Source organism: Roseomonas alba (assembly GCF_019430885.1).
Lineage (GTDB): Bacteria > Pseudomonadota > Alphaproteobacteria > Acetobacterales > Acetobacteraceae > Neoroseomonas > Neoroseomonas alba.
In genome coordinates, this window is record NZ_JAHYBZ010000014.1 from 82,632 (window position 1) to 103,183 (window position 20,552).

The following is a 20,552-nucleotide window of genomic DNA, read 5'->3' on the forward strand; positions in this document are numbered from 1 at the left end:
ACGCTACCTGCGAGAGCGCGATCGGTTCGCTCTTGCTCACCGATCACGCTCCAACCCATTGTCGGATCGTGTGATTCATACCGGCGGCCCTATTCGGGCCATCGGCATCCGCATTGGCCAGCCCTCAGACGCCGGGCGCAGACCTTCGCTTTGCCTGGCTTCGTGCCGAAGGCACGCCTCCCGCGTGACACTGGACTACCGGCGGGCCGCCTTCCGGGTTCCATGTCGCGGCCTCGGCACGAGTCACGGATTCGTGCCGCTGGTATCAGACATCCGGTGCATTCGCGCCTTCGGCCATCACGCTTCAGGCTTGCGGCGCCGATGCCAGATCGGCCTGACGGTCGAGATGCGCGACAAGGTCGTCAGGCAGCTTCAGCCGATGCGCCAGCGCCTGCAGATAGGCGCGCTCCGCCACATCGTCCGGATCCACGGCGAGGCGCGACACCAGGTACAGTTCGCTCGCCTGCTCGGGTGTCGTCGCCGCTGCCGTCACCTCGCCCACGCCGATGGGCGTATCCAGCGCGTCGAACACGAACCCCTTGGCTTCGGCGTCCAGGCCTGCCTGCTCGACCTGGGCGAAGATACGCCGGCGTTCCTCGGCATCGATGTGCCCATCGGCCCGTGCGGCGCAGATCATGGCCTTGATCAGTGCCAGTTCGAAGGGCAGGCCATCGGCTCCGGGCGCCGCGCCGGGCAGGAATCGCGCATCGACGGAAGCGGCATCCCGCGGGGTCGGCGCCGAGACGGCAGCCGGCTGCCGGCCAGCCTGCCAGTTCTGGAACGCACGGTCCGCCAGGGCCCCGAGCAGCGCCGCGCCACCATGGCTGAGCATGCTGCCGCCCCTCCCCTTCTTCTTCCCGACCAGAAGGGACAACAGCCCGCCTGCCGCCGCCGCGCCGGCCAGTCCGCCGACCCCGCCCTGGCCGAGGACCTGGCGCGCCGCCGTCGCCAGCCCGCCAGGCGCCGTCAGGCCCGACAACCCCGAGGAAGCGGGCTGCCCGGTAGCCTGGTTTTGGTCCTGGCCGGGCGCCGCGCCCGTGCCGAAAAAGCGGTTCAGCAGTTGCTGTGCGTCGATCATGGGCGTCACATCGTGACGCCCGCATCTGGACGCAAGATTGCTGAAAATTTACTTTATGCGCGATGGAGAAGGTCGCGGCCGGCAATCCTGATCGGCCCCGAAGTTGGCGCCCGCCTTCCCCCTTTGCTACAGCACCCGCAAAGGCGCATCCGTTCTCCTGCGCCCCCGGAGACCGACTCATGACCCCGCCGCTCGACGCTGCCGACGCACCCGCCCGCCCGGCCGGATACCAGTTCTCGACGATGTTCCCGCTGGGCGAGGACGCCACGCCCTACCGCAAGCTCGACATCCAGGGCGTCTCGACCGTCGAGGTCGATGGCAAGACCGTGCTGAAGGTGAAGCCCGAGGCGCTGACCGAGCTCGCCTTCCAGGCCTGCCACGACGTCTCGCATCTGCTGCGCCCGGCGCATCTCCAGCAGCTCTCGAACATCCTCAAGGACCCCGAGGCGAGCGCGAATGACCGCTTCGTCGCCCTCGACCTGCTGAAGAACGCCAACATCGCCGCCGGCGGCGTGCTGCCCATGTGCCAGGACACCGGCACCGCCATCGTCTTCGGCAAGAAGGGCCAGCGCGTCTGGGTCGAGGGCGATGAGGAGGAGGCGCTCTCCTTCGGCGTCGCCCGCACCTATACCGAGACCAACCTGCGCTATTCGATGATGGCGCCGATCTCGATGTTCGAGGAGACCAACACCGGCAACAACATGCCGGTCGAATTCTCCATCATGGCGCAGCCCGGCGACCACCACGCCGACGAGATGCACCTGATGTTCATCCTCAAGGGCGGCGGATCGGCCAACAAGACCTTCCTCTACCAGCAGACCCGCGCGGTGCTGAACAAGCCGAAGCTGCTCGCCTTCATCGAGGAGAAGATCAAGACGCTCGGCACCTCGGCCTGCCCGCCCTATCACCTGTCCATCGTGATCGGCGGGACGAGCGCCGAGATGAACCTCAAGACGGTGAAGCTTGGCTCGACCAAGTGGCTCGATGCGCTGCCGACCAAGGGCGACAAGTCCGGCCACGCGATCCGCGACACCGAGCTCGAGGCCGAGATCCACAAGCTGACGCAGAACCTCGGCATCGGCGCGCAGTTCGGCGGCAAGTATTTCTGCCATGACGTGCGGGTGATCCGCATGGCGCGGCACGGCGCCTCGCTGCCGATCGGCATCGGCGTGTCGTGTTCCGCCGACCGCCAGATCAAGGCGAAGATCACGCCGGAGGGCATCTTCCTCGAACAGCTCGAACACGAGCCGGCGCATTACCTGCCCGAGCACACCGAGGACATCCTCGGCGGCGAGGTCGTGAAAATCGACCTCAATCAGCCGATGGACCAGATCCGCGCGACGCTCAGCCAGTATCCGGTGAAGACGCGCGTGTCGCTGACCGGCACCATCGTGGTGGCGCGCGACATCGCGCATGCCAAGCTGCAGGAACGCATCGACGCCGGCCAGGGCCTGCCGCAATACATCAAGGACCACCCGGTCTATTACGCCGGCCCGGCCAAGACGCCGCAGGGCTTCGCCACCGGCTCCTTCGGCCCAACCACGGCGGGGCGCATGGACAGCTACGTCGAATCCTTCCAGGCCAATGGCGGGTCGCTGATCATGCTGGCCAAGGGGAACCGGTCGAAGCAGGTGCTCAACGCCTGCAAGAAGTATGGCGGCTTCTACCTGGGCTCGGTCGGCGGGCCGGCGGCGCGGCTCGCGCAGGATTGTATCAAGAAGGTCGAGGTTCTCGAATACCCCGAGCTCGGCATGGAAGCCGTGTGGAAGATCGAGGTCGAGGACTTCCCCGCCTTCATCGTCGTCGACGACAAGGGCAACGACTTCTACGAGGGGCTGGAGTGAGCCAGGCGGCCGACCGCCGCCTGCCTGCGAGGTTCAGGTTGCCGCTGACCGGTCTGCTGATCACCGCCATCATGACCTTCATCATCTCGGGCATCTCGACCGCCATGGCGCTTGGGCTGTCCGTGATGGCACTCGGCGCCTGGCCGATCGCGTGGGTCATCGCCTTTCTGGTCATTCTGCTGGTGATGCCCTGCGTGCAGTCGCTGGCCTCGCGCCGCGTCGCACCACCCTGACCCGGAAAGGAACCCGGCCATGCTCGCCCTTCGCCCCAACTGCGAATGCTGCGGCCGGGACCTGCCGCCGGACAGCCGCGACGCGCTGATCTGTTCCTTCGAATGCACATGGTGCGTGGAGTGCGTGCGCACCAAGCTGCCGGGCGGGCTCTGCCCCAATTGCGGCGGGGAACTGCTGCGCCGCCCGATCCGGCCGGCAGGGAAGCTCACGCAGTTCCCCGCCTCGGCCGAGCGAATCCACAGGCCCGAACGCTGCGGCGGGCCCGTCGCGACCTGATACCGGCTGCGAGCCATGCCGGAACGCATCCGCTTCACCGCGCTGTTCGCCAATGGCGCCATAGTCGTCATCTTCGGCTTCGTGGCGCTCTACTCGCTGGGCCAGGGCCAATGGCCCCTGGGGATCTTCTTCGTCCTCCTGGCCCTCGGCGCCGGCTTCAGCTTCCACGTCATCCGCAAAGCGGCGCATCTGCTGTCTGAAGAACAATGGCTGCTCGCCGAACTGCGCAAGGCCGAGTTCCGTAGCCGTCTCGCCGAACTCGGCCGGGACGACGCGGCGCCGACACCCCGACCAAGGCAAGGACCACCCGCATGACCGATCGTCGCCTCATCTCCTCCGGCTCGAAGTTCGAGGAGGAGATCGGCTATTCCCGCGCCGTCGTCATCGGCGAGGATATCTGGGTGTCCGGCACCACCGGCTACGACTATAGCCGCATGACCATCGAGCCGGATGTCGTGGCGCAGGCCGACCAGTGCTTCCGCAACATCGCTTCCGCGCTGGCCGAGGCGGGCGCGACGCTGGATGACGTGGTCCGCGCGCTCTTCATCGTCCCCGACCGTGCGGATTGGGAACCTTGCTGGCCGGTGGTGAAGAAGTACTTCGGCAAGGCGCGCCCCGCTTCGACCCTGATTCATGCGGGCCTGCAGACCGATGCCATGCGCATCGAGATTGAGGTCACGGCGCGCCGCCGCGCCTGACGCAACCGGCGCCGCAACGCGGCGTTGCCCTTCGCAACAGGACTGCCTCCGCCCTGCCGCATCTGGCGCGGAGGCTGTGTCCAGGGGATGGGACCTCCTGCCCCCTCTGCGAAGGAGAGACTGCATGACCACCCGTCGAGGCCTTTTCGTCGTCCTCCCCGCCCTGGCCGCGGCAGCGACCGGCCTCGGCCTCCCTGCGACCGCCGAGGCGCAGAGCATCACGCTGAATTTCGGCCCGCCGCCCCCGCCGCCCTATGCCCGCCCGGTTCCGCCGCCGCGCCGCGGCTATGTCTGGGCGGACGGGCACTACCGCTGGAACGGCCGGCGCTATGTCTGGGAGGAAGGACGTTGGGTCCGCACCCGCCGCGGACGCCACTACGCCCAGCCGCGCTGGGATCAGGATGGCGACCACTGGCGCTACCATCCGGGCGGGTGGCAGCGCTGAAGCGGCACCGTCGATCAGGAGGGGCTTTGCCCCTCCCGAACCCTCCCCACCAAAGGCCACAGGGCCTTTGGAAACCTTGACCTGGCGACCTGCACGACGGGTCCGCACCCCCGGAAGCGCGTGCTCCGTGCATGGCGCCACGAGGCATTGCCTGGCGCCAGGCGCTGCGTGCGCCTAGACATCCCGAAACGTCCCGCCCGGCGCCAGGTATCGGTTTTTCGAGGCCCTGCGGCCTTTGGTGGGGTTCGGGGAAGGGCAAGGCCTCCCCGTCGCCTCGCGAGTCGTATCTTCGCGCAAGTGAGGCGGAGGCCGCTCCAACCCACCAGCGACCGTGACAGAGCCAGCTTCGGGCTGTACAGGGCGCGGGCTGAACCGTTCCGGGATCCGCCATGCGCTTTGCTGTCGATCGCCTCGATCACCTGGTCCTGACCGTCAAGGACGTGACCATTTCGGCCTCCTGGTATCAGCGCGTGCTGGGCATGGAGGTTGGCGAGTTCGGCCCGCACGACCGGACCACGGTGAAGTTCGGCGGGCAGAAGATCAATCTCCGCCCGGTCGAGGCAACGCAGACCGAATGGTGGACCGGCGTGGCCGGCGGCGTGCCCGGCACCGCCGACCTGTGCTTCATCGTCACGGTGGATGCGGAGCAGATCATCGCCCATCTGCGCGATTGCGGCGTGGCGGTGGAGCAGGGACCGGTGGCGAAGGATGGCGCTCTGGGGCCGATCACCTCGGTCTATTGCCGCGATCCGGACGGCAACCTGATCGAGATCTCGACCTACGGTTCGCTCGACTGATGCGGAACCGGCAAGGGACTGGCCCTTGTCGGTTCAACATCGGCCCGTGTTTCGCGCGCGGCCGCCCGACCAGCCCGGCACACCATGGGTCCCCCGACGAAGGTCTGGCCTTTGGCGGGGCCGGATGCCCCCCATATCGGGCCGGACGGAGGACTGCATGACCGCCACCCGCACCGAAACGGATTCGCTCGGCACCATCGAGATCCCCGCGGACCGCTACTGGGGCCCGCAGACCGAGCGCGCCCGGGCGCTGTTCCGCATCGGGGATACCCGCCTCGACCCGGGCGTGATCCGCGCCACCGGCCTGCAGAAATGGGCCTCGGCCGAGGCCAATCGCCGCCTTGGCGAATTGCCCGACGCCATCGCCGAACCGATCAAGGCGGCGGCCGAGGAAGTCGCGACCGGCCTGCGCGACGCCGATTTCCCCCTGCCCATCTGGCAGACCGGGTCCGGCACCCAGACCAACATGAATGCGAACGAGGTCATCGCGAACCGCGCCAATGAGGCGCTCGGCGAGCCGCTCGGCTCGCGGAAGCCGATCCATCCGAACGACCACGTCAATCGCGGCCAGTCCTCGAACGACAGCTTTCCGACGGTGATGCACATCGCGGCCGTGCAGGCTGTGCGCGGGCGCCTGCTGCCGGGGCTCGCCGCGCTGCATGCCGCGCTGACCGCGAAGGCCGACGCCTACGCGGATATCGTGAAGCTGGGGCGCACCCACATGATGGATGCCGTGCCGGTCACGCTGGGCGGCGAGTTCGCCACCTGGGCACGCCAGGTACAGAACGGCATCGCCCGCGTGGCGGACACCCTGCCGCGCCTGCTGCTGCTGCCCCAGGGCGGCACCGCCGCCGGGACCGGCCTGAATCGCCACCCGGATTTCGACGACGCCTTCTGCGCCATCCTCGCCGAGCGCACCGGCGAGGCCTTCGCCCCCAACCCCGACAAGTCCGAGGGCATGGCCGCCCACGATGCCTTCGTCGAGTTGCATGGCGCGATGAACACCGTCGCCGTCTCGCTGACCAAGATCGCCAACGACATCCGTATGCTGGGGTCCGGCCCGCGTGGCGGCTTGGGGGAGTTGGTCATCCCGGCAGACGGCCTGTCCTCCAGCATCATGCCCGGCAAGACCAACCCCACCCAGTCCGAGGCCCTGACCATGGTCGCCGCCCGCGTCATGGGCAACCAGACCACGGTCACCTTCGCCGGCGCCCAGGGTCATCTGGAACTGAACGTCTTCAAGCCGGTGATCATCCAATCGGTGCTGGAAAGCGCGCATCTGCTGGGCGACGCCGCGCGCTCCTTCGCCACCCACATGGTCGCGAAGCTGGAACCGAACCGCGCCCGCATCGCCGACCAGGTCGCGAAGTCGCTAATGCTCGTGACCGCGCTGAATCCGCGCATCGGCTACGACAAGGCGGTGCAGATCGCGAAGAAGGCCCTCGCCGAGGACCTGACGCTGAAGGACGCCGCCGCGCGGCTGGGCCATGTGACGCCGGAGGATTTCGACCGCTGGGTGCGCCCGGAAGACATGCTGCGCCCGGGCGGCGCGCTGGAGGGCGGGGGATGAAGCCGCATCTGGCGAAGCGGTCCTTCTCGCTCGCCGGGCACCGGACTTCGGTGGCACTGGAGCCTGCCTTCTGGGCGGCGCTGGAAGCCATCGCCGCGGCGCGGGGGATCAGCCTCGCGGCGCTGGTCTCGGAACGCGACGCGGCACGGGCGGAGGACGGCGCGCCACTCGCCAGCACGCTGCGGGTGTTCGCGCTGCTGGAGCAAAGGTAACGCAGGATGGAGGGGGCAAAGCCCCCTCCAACGCGCGTCTCACCGCTCCGCCCGCCACCGCGCCCAGGTGGCGACCTCCGGCTGCCGGTTCGGTGTCTCCGCCGGCCCGGTGACGCGCAGGGCGATCGGCGGCGCCTCGGCTGGAGGCGGCTGGACCAGGAAGCGCAGATCGACCGCCCCGCGTCGCAGATCAATGCTGCCCTCGACGGCGCCCGACATCCCGCCTTCGCCGGCAATGCGAATGCCGTCCAGCGTCACCACGCCGGCATTGGCCCGCCAGCCGCCTTCCAGGCGCTCGACCGCCGTGGCGCCGCCGTCCAGCGCCTCGCGCACGGCGGTCTCGGCCTGGGCGGCGTCCTCGATGCCGGCGGCGCTGGCCGCGCGGCCCAGGGCGACGCCGACGATCACCCCATCCACCAGGGCGATCCGCCCGTCCCCGGTCAGGGTGCCGAGCAGGGCGGCGGGCGCATGGCCCTGGGCCGTGACACGCGCCTGGGCGTCAAGCCGGCCGGAGACCAGGTCGAAGGGCAGGCCGAAAAGCGGCCCCGTCAGCGTCGCCCCGGTCAGTCCCAGCGAGGCCGACAGCACCGGCGGCACTGTCGCGACATCAAGGTTCAGCGTCCCTTCCAGCGCCCCGCCACCGAGCCGGGCCCGCAGCTCCTCGACCGCAAGCTTGCCGGCGTCGAGCTTCACCCGGCCGCTCATCTCATCGAGCGGCGGCAGGCCGGGGGCGATCATCTCCGTCGCCTCCACGGCGAGGTCGGCATCGAACGCGCCGAGCACGCCGAAGCCCAGCGGATCATTATCGCGCAACGCGAGTTCAGGCAGCGGCAGCCGCTCGGCGGCGATGCGCCCGGTCAACTTCGGGCGCGGGCCATCAAGAGCCACGGCCACCTGACCCCGTGCCCGCAACCCGCCGGCGACCAGTTCGAGGTTCTCGGCCGAGACGCTGCCGCGCCCGCCGGACAGGGCAGCAATCAGCGAAAAGGACCCTTCGCCGAGCCAAGCCGGCATCTCCCGCGCACCGAGCAGAGTGGCGAGACGCGGCGCGCCGGGGTGGCGCAGCGTCAGGTTCCCACCAATGCGCTCCTGCGGCAGGTTCGCCGTGGCCTGGGCCTCGACGCGCAATTCGCCGAGTTCGCCCTCGGCCGTCAGCGCCAGCGCATCGGGCGGGCCGCCGCCGGTCAGGCGCAGGCGCAGCGCCTGGGCGGCGAAGGCATCGGGCAAGGTCACAAGCGGTGACGCGGCCGCCGCCAGGCCCGCGGCGTTCGACGCCGAGACCTCCAGCACCAGATCCCCGAAGCGGGGTGTCGCGCCGGTCGCGACGCTGCCCGCCAGGGTGATGTCCGCACCGCCGATCTGGCCCGAGACGCGCCGCAGGCCGACCCGCCCCTGTTCCATCACCGCGTCCAGCGCGGCGCGGCTGGCGGTGACGCCGCCCCAGACGACCGTCTCGGCCGCCAGGCGCAGATTGGCGTCGATCCCAAAGCCGCCGCGCAGCAGCTCCGTCCAACGCGCCGCCGGCGGCAGCAGCCCGTCGAGGACCAGCCGATCCACAGTCAGCCCGAGACCCAGAGCCGGTCGCGCCCCGAAGCGGAACACGCCGGCGCCGCTGATCCGCGCACCGTCCAATGTCGCCGCGAGTTCCGGCACGCCGAGCTGCGCGGACTCCAGCACTAGCCGGGCGCGGCCATCGAAGGCGCGCAGGCGGGACGGGTCGAAGCGTTCGACCGGCACGCCGAAGGCGGCGAGGCTGGCGCGCAGGCTGGGCCCGCTGGCGCGCAGGCCGAGTTCCAGCCTGTCGCCGGCGGTCGCGCCATTCGCCTCGATCTCAGCCTCGCCCGGCAGCACCGCGGAGATGTCGGTCAGCGTGATGCGATCGCCCTCGCGGAAGACCCCGCCGCGCAGGCGACGGATGGTCTGGCCACGGAAGCTGGCCGCCTCGGCCGAGAGATCGAGCCCGATCGGCAGGACCGGCTTCGGCGCCCCGCGCAGCGCCGTGATCCAGGCATCGAGGTCGATGCGCGCCAGGGCCAGTGCGATGTCGAGCCGCGATTCCGGCCGGAAGCGGAAGGTCGCCGCCCCGCGCCCGGTGACGCCGCCGAGGTCGAGAACGAGGTTGTCGGCCGCCGCGACCTCCCCGGTCACGCTCACCCGGCCGGTGGCGCGGAAAGGTCCGGCGGGTGCCGCCATCAATTGGGACAGGTCGTTGCCCGAAGCCTCGATCCGGCCGTCGAAGCCGCCTTCCGCGACCAGGGAGCCGCGCGCGGTGATGGTCGTCTGTTGCAGGGCGAAGGACAGGTCGAGCGTCGCCACCCCGTCGAAGCCGGGACGGCCGACCACCGTCTCGAACCGCACGGGCGCGCCGCGCCAGGTGAAGCTGCCCTCGGTGCGGATGGCATCGAAGGGCCCGGGGGCGGCGAGCCGTGCCGAGACACCCTCCAGCACCGCTCCGCCGACTTCGACGCGGCTGTCCTCGATGCGCGCATCGAAGCCGGTCAGCCAGGGTGGCGGGCGCAGCGTGCCAATGGTGTCGGGCGGCCAGGGCAGGCGGATCTCCGCGCCCACCAGCACCAGATCACGTGGTTCGATGCGTCCGGTCAGCAGCGGAATCAGGCCGAGCCGCAGGCGCAGGACCCGCGCGGTGACGCCGAATTCCTCGCCATCCGCATCGCCGACGCTGACATCGTCGGCCTCGACCATGGGTTGCGGCAGCAGGGTCAGGCGCAGCGGTCCGGCCAGCACCACCGGGCGGCCGAGCCGGGCCGCGGCGATGACGGCGACACGACCACGCTGCCCCTCCCAGTCAAGCAGGCCGGGGCCGAACCAGGCGGCGACGAGAAGGATGACCGGGATGAGGAGGAGGAAGAGGGCGCGGCGCTTCATGGCGGCGATCGCCGCTGGAAAGGTGCTGCCCGATGGGCGCGACGATGCGGCGACAGTAGGCCGGGGAAGGGATTTGCCCCTCCCCACCAAACGCCACAGGGCCTTTGGAAACCATCACCTGGCACTCTGCGCAGGCCGTAGTCCCGATCCGTCAGCGCGCTCCGTGCGCGAAAGCTGGCTTTGGCGCAGCTTCCGACCGCGCTGCCCGGCACCAGGTATTGGTTTGCAAAGGCCTTTCGGCCTTTGCTGGGGTAGGGTTCGGGGAGGGGCAAAGCCCCTCCCCGACGCGACCGCGAAGGTCGGGCTCCTCGCCCCACGCCGGGATTGTCGACCGCCGCCGTCACCCGGCCGCCGCCCCCCATCCACCGCCACCCGGCGTTTCGAGGCCGAAGATGTCGCCCGGCCGCAGGCTCGCGCGGTCGCTGCCCTTCAGCGTCTCGACGCTGCCATCGCTGCGCTCGACCCATTGCCGGCCCGCCGCGCCATTCGCGCCGCCGTGCAGCCCATGCGGCGCGACAGTGCGGCGGGAGGCGACGATCACCGCCTCCATCGGACGGAGGAAGCGAATGCGACGACGCGACCCGTCGCCACCATGCCACTGGCCCCTGCCGCCCGAGCCGTGGCGGATCGCGAACTCTTCCAGCCGCACGGGGTAGCGGAGTTCGAGGATCTCGGGGTCGGTCATGCGGGTGTTGGTCATGTGCGTCTGCACAGGGCCGGTGCCGTTGAAGCCCGGGCCGGCGCCGGTGCCGCCGCAGATGGTCTCGTAATACTGGTAGGTGGCGTCGCCGAAGAGCAGGTTGTTCATCGTCGACTGGGCCGAGGCGCAGGCATCGAGCGCGGCGAGCACCGCGTTGCAGGTCATCTGCGACACTTCGGTATTGCCTGCGACCACCGCGGCACCCGGGCGCGGCGAGAGGAAGGTCCCTTCCGGGATCACGATCTCCAGCGGCTTGAGGCAGCCATCATTGAGCGGGATGTCCTCCCCCACCAGGCAGCGGAAGGAATAGAGCACCACGGCGCGGCAGACCGCCGAGGGTGCATTGAAATTGTCCGGCCGCTGCGGGCCTGTGCCGGTGAAGTCGATCACCGCGCGGCGGTTCGCGTGGTCCACTCGCACCGCGACCTTGAGAGGCGTGCCGTCGTCGATGGTGGTTTCGAAGGCGCCGTCCGGCAGGCGTTCCAGCACGCGGCGGACGGATTCCTCCGCATTGTTCATCACATGCGCCATGTAGGCGCGCACGGTGGGCAGGCCGAATTCAGCGACGGCGCGTTGCAGTTCCTGCACCGCCTTCTCGTTCGACGCCACCTGCGCCTTGATGTCGGCGACGTTCACGTCGGGGCTGCGCGCGGGGTACTTCGCGCTCGCCAGCAGCGTGCGGAACTCGGCCTCGCGGATGGTGCCGCCATCGACCAGCAGGAAATCGTCGATGACGACGCCTTCCTCCTCCAGCGTCTTCGAGCCCGGCGGCGTGGAACCCGGCGTCAGCCCACCGATATCCGCGTGGTGGCCGCGGCTACCGACAAAGAACAGGATCTCGCGCCCCGCCGTGTCGAAGACCGGGGTAATGACGGTGATGTCGGGCAGATGCGTCCCGCCATTGGACGGGTTGTTCAGCGCGACCACGTCCCCCGGCTTCAGCGTCGTGCCGCGCGACCGGATGACGGTGCGCACACTCTCCCCCATCGCACCCAGATGCACCGGCACATGCGGCGCATTGGCGACGAGGTAGCCCTGCGCGTCGAAGATGGCGCAGGAGAAGTCGAGCCGTTCCTTGATGTTCACCGACAGCGAGGTGTTCTGCAGCACCGCGCCCGCCTGCTCGGCAACGTTCATGAACAGGTTGTTGAACAGTTCAAGCATCACCGGATCGGGCCGGTCGCTCGTCGCGGCGAGGGCGGCCGCGCGCGGCGAGGTCCGCCGCAGCACGAGGTGGTCGAGCGCGGTCAGCTCGGCCGTCCAGCCGGGTTCGACCACAGTGGTCGCGATGGCCTCGCGGATCAGCGCGGGGCCGGGGATGAGGTCACCGGGGAGCAGCGCGTCGCGGTCGAACAGCGGGGCCGCGTGTGCCGCGCCTTCGCTCCACATCGCGACCGTGTCGATGGGTTCGGGCTGGCCATCGCCGCGATCGGGCAGGGCCGGTTCGGCAACCTGCTCGCCAGGCATGGTGACCTCGGCGATGCACGCCTCCACCACCACCTGGCGTTCCGGCGTGGCGAAGCCGAAGCGGCGGCGATGCGCCTCGGTGAAGGCGGCGAGCACGGTGGCATGGTCGCCGAAGGGCACGGGCAGGAAGGCGTCGGTGCCGGCGTAGCGCAGATGCAGTCGGCGCGCGGTCTTCAGCGCGGCCGGATCGGCGCCCTGGCGCGCCAGTTCCTCACGCCCCTGCGCGGCCAACGCGTCGAGCCGCGCGGCGAGGTCGTCCATGCCATCCGGGGACAGTGGGGCTTCCACCGCGCCCTCGCGGATCGCCGCCTGGTCGGCGAGGCCCATGCCATAGGCGGACAGCACGCCGGCGAAGGGGTGGATGAACACCGTCTCCATGCCCAGCGCGTCGGCGACGAGGCAGGCATGCTGACCGCCTGCGCCGCCGAAGCACTGGAGCGCGAAGCGCGTCGCGTCATGCCCCTTCTGGATCGACACCTGCTTGATGGCGTTCGCCATGTTCGCGACGGCGATGCGCAGGAAGCCCTCCGCGACCTCACGCGGATCGCGGAGGGTGCCGGTGGCAGCGGCGATCTCCGCCGCCAGCGCCATGAATTTCTGCCGGACGATGTCGGCATCCAGCATCTGATCGCCATCGGGCCCGAAGATCGCCGGGAAGTGCTTCGGCTGGATCTTGCCGACCATGACGTTGGCATCCGTCACGGCGAGCGGCCCGCCGCGGCGATAGCAGGCGGGCCCCGGCACGGCGCCCGCGCTGTCGGGCCCCACCCGCATGCGCGCGCCGTCGAAATGCAGGATGGAACCGCCACCCGCCGCGACCGTGTTGATCGCCATCATCGGCGCGCGCATGCGCACGCCGGCGACCTCGGTCTCGAAGGCGCGTTCGAACTCGCCGGCATAAAGCGCGACGTCGGTCGAGGTGCCGCCCATGTCGAAGCCGATGATGCGGTCGAAGCCGCCCATGCCGGCGGTGCGCACGGCGCCGACGATGCCGCCCGCCGGGCCGGACAGGATCGCATCCTTGCCCTGGAAGCGGCCGGCCTCGGTCAGGCCGCCATTGGACTGCATGAAGTAAAGGCGCACGCCCGGCAGCTCGCTCGCCACCTGATCGACGTAGCGCCGCAGCACCGGCGAGAGATAGGCATCCACCACCGTCGTATCCCCGCGCGGCACGATGCGCGGCAGCGGGCTCGCCTGGTGGGACAGCGAGACCTGGGTGAAGCCTTCCTCGTGCGCGATGGCGCCGAGGCGCAGCTCATGCGCCGGATGCGCCCAGGCATGCATCATCACGATGGCGACGGCGCGGATGCCCTCGGCGAAGCCGGCCTTCAGCGCGGCACGCGCGGCGGTCTCGTCGAGCGGTTCGATCTCCGCGCCGTCCACAGCGACGCGGCCGCCGATCTCCGCGACGCGTTCATGCAGCAGTTCCGGCAGCTTCACGTCGAGGTCGAAGAGCCGCGGCCGCGCCTGGTTGCCGATGCGCAGCATGTCCGCGAAGCCGCGATTGACCAGCAGCAGCACCCGCTCGCCCTTGCGCTCCAGCAGCGCATTGGTGGCGACGGTGGTGCCCATCTTCACCGCGTCGATGGTGCCTGCCGGGATCGGTGCGCCCGGCGCGAGGCCCAGCGTCTCCCGGATGCCGGCCACGGCGGCGTCCCGGTAGCGTTCCGGATTCTCCGACAGCAGCTTGCGGGTGGACAGCCGGCCTGACGGGTCGCGGGAGACGATATCGGTGAAAGTACCCCCGCGATCGATCCAGAACTGCCAGCCGGCCATGAAGCCACCCCTTCACCGCGGCCCGCCTGGCGCGCGCCGCACCGTTCTCGCAATAGAGAGGCGCAGGGCGCGGGGCAAGGCAGCGCCGATCGTTGCGCGGCCTTGCCCTCCCCCGCACGGCACCCGACGTGCTAGCTAGGGCCGGAAGAGGTGCAGGCGTGAATTTCTGGGGCAAGATCCTGGGTAGCATGGCGGGCTTCGCCATGGGCGGGCCCTTCGGCGCGATGATGGGGGCGGCGCTCGGCCATGCGGCCGATCAGGGCGCGCTGCCCGGCGCGCGCGGGATTCCGCCCAATGCCGCCGATATGGTCCATATGCTGGGCGGCAAGGAGAACCTGTTCTCCTTCGCCGTGGTCGTGCTCGCCGCCAAGCTCGCCAAGGTGGACGGCCCGGTGAAGCGCGCCGAGATCGACACCTTCCGCCAGATGTTCCGTGTGCCGGAAGAAGGCCTGCGCGACGTCGGCCGCCTGTTCGACCAGGCGCGCGAGGAAGCGGAAGGCTGGGAACCCTTCGCCTCCAAGCTCGGCGAGGCCTTCGCCGACAACAAGGCGATGCTGGAAGACGTGCTCGCCGCCTTCGTCCGCATCGCCCGCGCCGACGGGCCGGTGACCAAATCCGAAGGCGACATGCTGCGCGGCATCCACGCGCGCTTCGGGCTCGACGCCGCGGCCTGGGAACGGGCTAAGGGCGGCAGCCCGCGCGGCGTGTCCACCCAGCAGATGGAAGATCCCTACCCGGTGCTCGGCCTGACGCGGGAAGCAAGCGACGAGCAGGTCCGCGCCGCCTGGAAGCAACTGATGCGGGAGAACCACCCCGACGGCCTCGCCGCACGCGGCGTGCCGGAGGAGTTCGTGAAGCGCGCCACGGCGAAGGTCGCGGATATCAACGCCGCCTGGGACAGGATCAAGCGGGAGCGGGGGCTCTGATCGGCGCTGCCGGCCGAGGAGGGGCTTTGCCCATCCCCGGGCCCCTCCCCACCAAAGGCCACAGGGCCTTTGGAAACCGATACCTGGCGTCGAGCGCAAAAGGCGCACCGTCGGCTGCGCAGTCGCTCTCGGGCCCTTTTCCGCATGATTCCCGGGTTCCGGGCACGGAATGCGTTTCCCCTGAAAGACGAACCTCCCGCCCAGCGCCAAGGTCGCGGTTTCCAAAGGCCTTTCGGCCTTTGGCGGGGGTGGTCCGGAGGGGGCGGAGCCCCCTCCGCAGCGCCCTATGATGATCCGCGACCTCCCCAGCCCCAACCACGATGCGCGGCCCGAGGGCATCCCCATCGACATGCTGGTGCTGCACTACACCGGCATGCGTTCGGGCCAGGAGGCGATTGACCGCCTGCGCGACCCGGCCGCCAAGGTCTCCTCGCACTATGTCGTCGAGGAGGACGGCACGATCTTCCGCCTGGTCCCCGAGGACCGGCGGGCCGCCCATGCCGGGATTTCCCATTGGCGTGGGCATGAGGCGCTGAACGCGCGCTCCATCGGCATCGAGATCGTCAATCCCGGCCATGAATGGGGTTACCGGCCTTTCCCGGCCTTGCAGATGGCGGCGGTCTGCGACCTGTGCGTCGACATCCTCGGCCGGCATCCGATCCCACCGCGCAATGTGGTCGCACACAGCGACATCGCCCCGGACCGCAAGGAAGACCCGGGCGAGTTGTTCGACTGGGAAGGCCTGGCGCGCAACGGCGTCGGGCTATGGTCCGACGCCGATCCGCCCCCGCCGGATGCGGAGGCGGTGCTGCCACTGCTCGGGGCCATCGGCTACCGGACGGATTTGAAGCTGCCGGTGCTGGTCACGGCCTTCCAGCGGCATTGGATGCCCGGCCGGGCGGATGGCATCGCGGATGCCCCCACCCGGGCGCGGATCGCAGCGGTGGCCGATCTCTGCCGGAACTAGAGCGGTTCCTCCGAGGGCGGAACCGCTCTCGCCTATGTTTGGCGAGGCATCTTCACCCGTCCGGGTGGGATCCCGCCCGGACGGGATTGGCTCTAGCGATCCCACCAGGGCAGGACGCGTTTGTCCGCCTCCCGGCCCTGGCGGACGGCGTCCTCGACATTGCCGCGATGGACGCCGATGTCGCGCAGCATCCGGTCATCCATGCGCGCGACATGGTCCAGCGCGCGGCGGCGCTCCACCGCATCCACCGCCTTGTGCCACAGGCGCATCAGCGGGCCCGGCGCGGCGACGATCGCGCGACGGCCCGGATACCCTGCGGTCCGGATGGTGGTGGCGGTGGGGTCGGTGGACATGGTCGGCTCCTGCGGCGCGGGGTTGGGGAATGCGCCGTATCGCCGAGCATTCCGCATGGCAGCCCGACCGCGGAAGCGCTTCGCCATCACACCGGCCGTGAGGAATACTCACGGCCATGCGGCCGACACGCCTGCCCAGCATGGAACAGCTTCGCGCGCTGGATGCCGCGCTGCGGGCGGGCAGCTTCGGCCAGGCGGGTGCGGCGCTCGGCCTGACGCATGGCGCGATCAGCCGGCACATCGCGGCGCTGGAGGCGATGCTCGGCGCGCCGCTGTTCCGTCGCGGGCCCCGTGGGACCGAGCCGACGCCGCTCGCCCGGCGGTATCATGGGGAGGTCGCGCCGCTGCTCGCCGGCATCGAGGACGCCACGCGCCGGGCCGCCGCGCGCCGGCGCCGCGCCCAGGATTCAGCGGCCGAGGTCCGCATCGGGGTCGTGCCTACCTTCGCCGCGCGCTGGCTGCTGCCGCGCCTGCCGGGATTCAACGCCGCGCATCCCGCGATCCGCGTGGACGTGGTCGCGACGACGGAATTGCAGGATGCGCAGCGGCAGGGGCTCGACTTCCTGGTGCGCCACGGTATCCCGCCCTGGCCGGGGCTCGAGGCCACGCTGCTGATGCCGGAGACGCTGCGCCCGGTGCGCGCGCCATCCTTCAAGCTGCGCGGCACGCCCTCGATCAAGGCGATCGCCGAGCGCCTCCCGCTGATCTTCGACGTCAACCGCGACCATTGGATGGCTTGGCTGACCGCGGCGGGCTGGCGTGGCGCCGCGCCCGCGAACGGGCCCGTGTTCAGCGATTTCGGCCTGACGCTGGAAGCGGCCGCGGCCGGGCTTGGCCTTGCCCTGGCGCGCGGTGACCTCGCGGATCGGGAGATCGCGGCGGGGCGCCTGGTCTATGCGCATCCCTTCGCCGCCCCGGGGCCGCGGGCGCATCACCTGGCCAAGCCACCCGGACCGCTGCGGCGACCCGCCCAGCTTCTATGGGACTGGATGCGTGCCGAGGCCGCTTGACGGGCGGCTGCCTCCGGGCGCACACCGCGCCGCGTCAGACGGCCGGGCGGCCGCTGGTCCGCGAGCGATCGCGGGCTGGAGGAAAGTCCGGGCTCCACAGGACCACGGTGCCGGTCAACGACCGGCGGGGGCGACCCCAGGGAAAGTGCCACAGAGAATAGACCGCCGCGACGTGTTTCCCCTCGGGGTGGCACCGCGCGGCAAGGGTGAAACGGTGGAGTAAGAGACCACCGCGCTTCCGGCAACGGCGGCGGCACGGCAAACCCCACCGGGAGCAAGGCCGAATAGGGGCGGACGGCGAGGTGCCTTCGGGCACTGACGCAGGGGCGGTCCCGCCCTTCCGCCCGGGTTGGCCGCGCGAAGCCTGCAGCGATGCAGGCTCCAGAGGAATGGCCGCACAGGCCCGGCGACGGGCTGGACAGAACCCGGCTTACAGGCCGTCTGACGCTCACCGCCGCCCGCAGGGCGGCGATGAGGTGAGTCTTGGTTTGATCCCTCAGACGGCGGGCGCCGCGCGTCCGCGCGGCTTGCCTTCGCGCCATGCGCTGATGCGATGGGGAGTGCTGTCGGTCCGGGCGCGGTCGCGCTTTGCGCTCCCGGATCGACGCAAAGCCTCGATCCGTTTCTTGGTTTGTCCCTCTGACGGCGGGCGCCGCGCGTCCGCGCGGCTTGCCTTCGCGCCATGCGCTGATGCGACGGGGAGTGCTGTCGGTCCGGGCGCGGTCGCGCCTTGCGCTCCCGGATCGACGCAAAGCCCCGATCCGTTTCTTGGTTTGTCCCTCTGACGGCGAGCGCCGCGCATCCGCGCGGCTTGCCTTCGCGCCATGCGCTGATGCGACGGGGAGTGCTGTCGGTCCGGGCGCGGTCGCGCCGTGCACTCCCGGATCGAGGCAGAGCCTCGATCCGTTTCTTGGCTTGTCCCTCAGACGGCGGGCGCCGCGCGTCCGCGCGGCTTGCCTTCGCGCCATGCGCTGATGCGACGGGGAGTGCTGCCGGTCCGGGCGCGGTCGCGCCTTGCGCTCCCGGATCGAGGCAGAGCCTCGATCCGATGGGCATGGAACTCTGCTCAGGCGTGGCTTCCGTGCCGCCACAGCGTGGCTTGTCGGCACAGATTTTCTTGTCCCGGAAGCGATATGAGCACTTTCCGCAAGGGTCCTGAGAAAACACTCGCATTTGCTCGACCAATGATTCAGGGTGACTCGTTAAGCGCCGGGAAACGTGGTGTTTTTCGTGCAACACATCGATGGCGGAAGATTCTTTCTCCCTTGCTGTCCCAGAATTTCCCGTGTTATCCCATGGCATCCCGTGAGGAACCCAGGACGCTCGGGGGGGCGAGAGGGTACCGGAGCGGGATGGTCGGGCGAGCCGGCGGGGTCGGGGGGCCTCGCCGGCCGCTGATCCCGGGCGGAACAGGCATCATCAGCGGCAGACCCAGGCCGCTTGCGGGGGGCGATGACCCAGTTCCTGGGCACGCACAAGGGGAAGTTGGACAAGAAGGGCCGCATTTCCGTGCCTGCCGCTTTCCGCGGCTCGCTTGAGGAAATCGGGACCCTCGACATCGTCCTCGTCCTCGCCTTCGACCAGCCCTGCATCAATGTGTGGCCGAAGCCCCGCTTCCAGGCGATGTCGGCGCAATATCGCCGTCTCGACTACTTCTCCGCCAAGGCCAGCACCCTCGGTTCCGTCCTGTTCGGTGACGCCCATCCGGCCCGCCCCGATGCCGATGGCCGCATCGTGCTGCCCGAGGATCTGATCGAGGAAGCCGAGCTCGGCGAGGCGATCTCGATCGTCGGCCATGACGAGATCTTCCAGATCTGGAACACCGAGCGCCACGCCGCCTTCCGCCGCGAACAGCGTCAGCGCGCGCGCGACGAGGCCCTGACCCTGCCCGCCAGCGCCCCCGAAGGCAGCGCGTCATGACCGGCCACCTCCCCGTCATGCTGCGGGAAGTGCTCGCCACCCTCGCCCCGCGGGATGGCGCGCATTACCTCGATGCAACTTTCGGTGGTGGCGGCTATACGGCCGCTATCCTCGACTCCGCGCCGCATTGCACGGTCTTCGCGATGGACCGTGATCCCGACGCCATCGCCCGCGGGGCGGGCCTCGTCGCCCGCCACGCGCCGCGTCTGCAACTGATCGAAGGCCGCTTCGGCGACATGCTGGAGCACCTGTCGGCGCGCGGCGTCACGGCGCTCGACGGCGTGGTCATGGATCTCGGCGTCTCCTCCTTCCAGCTCGACCAGGCGGAGCGCGGCTTCTCCTTCCGCGCCGACGGCCCGCTCGACATGCGCATGGAGAAGTCCGGCCCCTCCGCCGCCGACCTCGTGAACACCCTCCCCGAGGCCGAGCTCGCCGACATCCTGTTCCAGCTCGGCGAGGAGCGCTTCGCCCGGCGCATCGCGCGCGCCATCGTCGAGCGCCGCCGCGAGCAGCCCTTCGAGACCACCGGCGATCTCGCCGCCCTGGTGCGGTCCAAGGTGCCGCGCGACCCCTCCGGCATCGACGGCGCGACGCGGTCCTTCCAGGCGTTGCGCCTCGCGGTGAATGACGAGCTCGGCGAGGTCGAGCGTGGCCTCGCCGCCGCCGCACAGCTTCTCGCCCCGGGCGGGCGGCTGGTCGTCGTCGCCTTCCATTCGCTGGAAGACCGCATCGCCAAGCGCTTCATGGCCGAGGCCGCCGGACGGAACATCGGCGCCTCGCGCCACGATCCCGCCGCGCTGACGTCCCGCGTCGCGCCACGCTTCCGTCTCATCACACCCCGCGCGCTCCGCCCTGCCGAGGCGGAGACCGCATCCAATCCCCGTGCGCGCTCGGCCCGCCTGCGCGCCCTGGAACGACTGGAGGAGGCCGCATGATCCGCCCCCTGACCCTCGTGACCCTCTGCGCCGCCGCCGGCGCGGGTCTCTATCTGTATCAGGTGAAGCACTCGGTCTCCGAGCTCGACCGGCAGCTTCGCGACATCAACCGCCGCACCGAGCAGGCGCGCGAGCGCACCCAGGTGCTGCGCGCCGAATGGGCCCTGCTGAACGAGCCCGACCGCCTGCGCCAGGTGACCCAGCGCTACCTGCCGCTGGATGCGATGACGCCCACCCAGTTCGTCCGTCAGTCGGAGATGGAGCGGCGCTTGCCGCCCGCACGGCAATTCGCCGGCCCGCCCTCCCTTTTCGCGCCGACCGAGCCACCGGGCGACGGCAGCGCCGCGCCGATGGCCATCGCCGCGGCCGAGCCGCGCGAGCGGCCCGCTGCCGCCGCGGTCGTCGCGGCAGCAGTCATCCCGGCAGCGGTCGCCGCCATCGCGCAGCCAGCGCCGACG

19 protein-coding genes and 1 other RNA gene are annotated in these 20,552 nt (G+C 70.3%); 16 read left to right on the forward strand and 4 right to left on the reverse strand.

What is annotated here, in order from left to right:
- Nucleotides 1-304 precede the first annotated feature (304 nt).
- Nucleotides 305-1,078: a tellurite resistance TerB family protein gene (locus KPL78_RS28280; RefSeq protein WP_219766645.1), complete on the reverse strand. Its 774-nt coding sequence runs from the start codon at nt 1,076-1,078 to the stop codon at nt 305-307.
- Nucleotides 1,079-1,257: 179 nt separating this feature from the next.
- On the opposite strand from KPL78_RS28280, the gene KPL78_RS28285 reads away from it, so the two are divergent.
- The 9 genes from KPL78_RS28285 (at nt 1,258) to KPL78_RS28325 (ending at nt 7,154) form a co-directional block, all read left to right on the forward strand.
- On the forward strand, nt 1,258-2,922 hold the full coding sequence (locus KPL78_RS28285) for a fumarate hydratase (protein WP_219766646.1): 1,665 nt from the start codon (nt 1,258-1,260) through the stop codon (nt 2,920-2,922).
- A gap of 38 nt (nt 2,923-2,960) precedes the next feature.
- Complete coding sequence (locus tag KPL78_RS28290; RefSeq protein WP_219766647.1) at nt 2,961-3,155, forward strand: DUF2798 domain-containing protein; 195 nt, start codon at nt 2,961-2,963, stop codon at nt 3,153-3,155.
- A 19-nt stretch (nt 3,156-3,174) separates the two neighbouring features.
- Nucleotides 3,175-3,432, forward strand: a complete 258-nt coding sequence (locus tag KPL78_RS28295; protein WP_219766648.1) for a DUF1272 domain-containing protein — start codon at nt 3,175-3,177, stop codon at nt 3,430-3,432.
- 15 nt (nt 3,433-3,447) lie between these two features.
- The gene (locus KPL78_RS28300) at nt 3,448-3,747 is read left to right on the forward strand and encodes a hypothetical protein (RefSeq protein WP_219766649.1); all 300 of its coding nucleotides are present in this window, start codon (nt 3,448-3,450) and stop codon (nt 3,745-3,747) included.
- The gene (locus KPL78_RS28305; RefSeq protein ID WP_219766650.1) at nt 3,744-4,130 is read left to right on the forward strand and encodes a RidA family protein; all 387 of its coding nucleotides are present in this window, start codon (nt 3,744-3,746) and stop codon (nt 4,128-4,130) included. Before KPL78_RS28300 ends, KPL78_RS28305 begins: the two co-directional genes overlap by 4 nt.
- A gap of 124 nt (nt 4,131-4,254) precedes the next feature.
- Nucleotides 4,255-4,575: a YXWGXW repeat-containing protein gene (locus KPL78_RS28310; protein WP_219766651.1), complete on the forward strand. Its 321-nt coding sequence runs from the start codon at nt 4,255-4,257 to the stop codon at nt 4,573-4,575.
- 389 nt (nt 4,576-4,964) lie between these two features.
- Nucleotides 4,965-5,372, forward strand: coding sequence for a VOC family protein (locus KPL78_RS28315; RefSeq protein ID WP_219766652.1), 408 nt, complete (start codon nt 4,965-4,967; stop codon nt 5,370-5,372).
- Nucleotides 5,373-5,529: 157 nt separating this feature from the next.
- Nucleotides 5,530-6,942: a class II fumarate hydratase gene (locus tag KPL78_RS28320; protein ID WP_219766653.1), complete on the forward strand. Its 1,413-nt coding sequence runs from the start codon at nt 5,530-5,532 to the stop codon at nt 6,940-6,942.
- The gene (locus KPL78_RS28325; protein WP_219766654.1) at nt 6,939-7,154 is read left to right on the forward strand and encodes a ribbon-helix-helix domain-containing protein; all 216 of its coding nucleotides are present in this window, start codon (nt 6,939-6,941) and stop codon (nt 7,152-7,154) included. Before KPL78_RS28320 ends, KPL78_RS28325 begins: the two co-directional genes overlap by 4 nt.
- A gap of 39 nt (nt 7,155-7,193) precedes the next feature.
- On the opposite strand, the gene KPL78_RS28330 is transcribed toward KPL78_RS28325, so the two are convergent.
- The gene (locus tag KPL78_RS28330; protein WP_219766655.1) at nt 7,194-10,040 is read right to left on the reverse strand and encodes an AsmA family protein; all 2,847 of its coding nucleotides are present in this window, start codon (nt 10,038-10,040) and stop codon (nt 7,194-7,196) included.
- Between the two features lie 340 nt (nt 10,041-10,380).
- Nucleotides 10,381-13,983, reverse strand: coding sequence for a hydantoinase B/oxoprolinase family protein (locus tag KPL78_RS28335; protein ID WP_219766656.1), 3,603 nt, complete (start codon nt 13,981-13,983; stop codon nt 10,381-10,383).
- Between the two features lie 158 nt (nt 13,984-14,141).
- On the opposite strand from KPL78_RS28335, the gene KPL78_RS28340 reads away from it, so the two are divergent.
- Both KPL78_RS28340 and KPL78_RS28345 read left to right on the forward strand, forming a co-directional pair.
- Nucleotides 14,142-14,909, forward strand: coding sequence for a TerB family tellurite resistance protein (locus KPL78_RS28340; RefSeq protein WP_219766657.1), 768 nt, complete (start codon nt 14,142-14,144; stop codon nt 14,907-14,909).
- A 289-nt stretch (nt 14,910-15,198) separates the two neighbouring features.
- Nucleotides 15,199-15,876: an N-acetylmuramoyl-L-alanine amidase gene (locus KPL78_RS28345; RefSeq protein WP_219766658.1), complete on the forward strand. Its 678-nt coding sequence runs from the start codon at nt 15,199-15,201 to the stop codon at nt 15,874-15,876.
- Between the two features lie 92 nt (nt 15,877-15,968).
- Here KPL78_RS28345 and KPL78_RS28350 read toward each other — a convergent pair whose 3' ends face one another.
- Nucleotides 15,969-16,229 carry a DUF1127 domain-containing protein gene (locus tag KPL78_RS28350; RefSeq protein ID WP_219766659.1) on the reverse strand — a complete coding sequence of 87 codons (261 nt, stop codon included), beginning with the start codon at nt 16,227-16,229 and terminating at the stop codon, nt 15,969-15,971.
- Nucleotides 16,230-16,345: 116 nt separating this feature from the next.
- On the opposite strand from KPL78_RS28350, the gene KPL78_RS28355 reads away from it, so the two are divergent.
- The 5 genes from KPL78_RS28355 to ftsL all read left to right on the forward strand — a co-directional run.
- Nucleotides 16,346-17,239 (forward strand): LysR substrate-binding domain-containing protein, encoded by an 894-nt coding sequence (locus KPL78_RS28355; protein ID WP_219766660.1) that lies wholly within the window; start codon nt 16,346-16,348, stop codon nt 17,237-17,239.
- 34 nt (nt 17,240-17,273) lie between these two features.
- Nucleotides 17,274-17,688, forward strand: an RNA gene (gene rnpB / locus KPL78_RS28360) — RNase P RNA component class A.
- 1,003 nt (nt 17,689-18,691) lie between these two features.
- Nucleotides 18,692-19,159 carry a division/cell wall cluster transcriptional repressor MraZ gene (locus KPL78_RS28365; protein WP_219766661.1) on the forward strand — a complete coding sequence of 156 codons (468 nt, stop codon included), beginning with the start codon at nt 18,692-18,694 and terminating at the stop codon, nt 19,157-19,159.
- Nucleotides 19,156-20,094, forward strand: coding sequence for a 16S rRNA (cytosine(1402)-N(4))-methyltransferase RsmH (rsmH, locus tag KPL78_RS28370; protein ID WP_219766662.1), 939 nt, complete (start codon nt 19,156-19,158; stop codon nt 20,092-20,094). The genes KPL78_RS28365 and rsmH overlap by 4 nt, the downstream gene beginning before the upstream one ends.
- The coding region (ftsL, locus tag KPL78_RS28375) for a cell division protein FtsL (protein ID WP_432761298.1) at nt 20,091-20,552 on the forward strand (462 nt) is incomplete at its 3' end. The genes rsmH and ftsL, both read left to right, overlap by 4 nt.

Coding starts and splice junctions, on each gene's coding strand:
- KPL78_RS28350 (WP_219766659.1), bottom strand. CDS start 16,229: ATGTCCACCGACCCCACCGCCACCACCATCCGGACCGCAGGGTATCCG.
- KPL78_RS28305 (WP_219766650.1), top strand. CDS start 3,744: ATGACCGATCGTCGCCTCATCTCCTCCGGCTCGAAGTTCGAGGAGGAG.
- KPL78_RS28330 (WP_219766655.1), bottom strand. CDS start 10,040: ATGAAGCGCCGCGCCCTCTTCCTCCTCCTCATCCCGGTCATCCTTCTC.
- KPL78_RS28285 (WP_219766646.1), top strand. CDS start 1,258: ATGACCCCGCCGCTCGACGCTGCCGACGCACCCGCCCGCCCGGCCGGA.
- KPL78_RS28295 (WP_219766648.1), top strand. CDS start 3,175: ATGCTCGCCCTTCGCCCCAACTGCGAATGCTGCGGCCGGGACCTGCCG.
- KPL78_RS28345 (WP_219766658.1), top strand. CDS start 15,199: ATGATCCGCGACCTCCCCAGCCCCAACCACGATGCGCGGCCCGAGGGC.
- KPL78_RS28325 (WP_219766654.1), top strand. CDS start 6,939: ATGAAGCCGCATCTGGCGAAGCGGTCCTTCTCGCTCGCCGGGCACCGG.
- KPL78_RS28355 (WP_219766660.1), top strand. CDS start 16,346: ATGCGGCCGACACGCCTGCCCAGCATGGAACAGCTTCGCGCGCTGGAT.
- rsmH (WP_219766662.1), top strand. CDS start 19,156: ATGACCGGCCACCTCCCCGTCATGCTGCGGGAAGTGCTCGCCACCCTC.
- KPL78_RS28320 (WP_219766653.1), top strand. CDS start 5,530: ATGACCGCCACCCGCACCGAAACGGATTCGCTCGGCACCATCGAGATC.
- KPL78_RS28310 (WP_219766651.1), top strand. CDS start 4,255: ATGACCACCCGTCGAGGCCTTTTCGTCGTCCTCCCCGCCCTGGCCGCG.
- KPL78_RS28365 (WP_219766661.1), top strand. CDS start 18,692: ATGACCCAGTTCCTGGGCACGCACAAGGGGAAGTTGGACAAGAAGGGC.
- KPL78_RS28300 (WP_219766649.1), top strand. CDS start 3,448: ATGCCGGAACGCATCCGCTTCACCGCGCTGTTCGCCAATGGCGCCATA.
- KPL78_RS28280 (WP_219766645.1), bottom strand. CDS start 1,078: ATGATCGACGCACAGCAACTGCTGAACCGCTTTTTCGGCACGGGCGCG.
- KPL78_RS28315 (WP_219766652.1), top strand. CDS start 4,965: ATGCGCTTTGCTGTCGATCGCCTCGATCACCTGGTCCTGACCGTCAAG.
- KPL78_RS28335 (WP_219766656.1), bottom strand. CDS start 13,983: ATGGCCGGCTGGCAGTTCTGGATCGATCGCGGGGGTACTTTCACCGAT.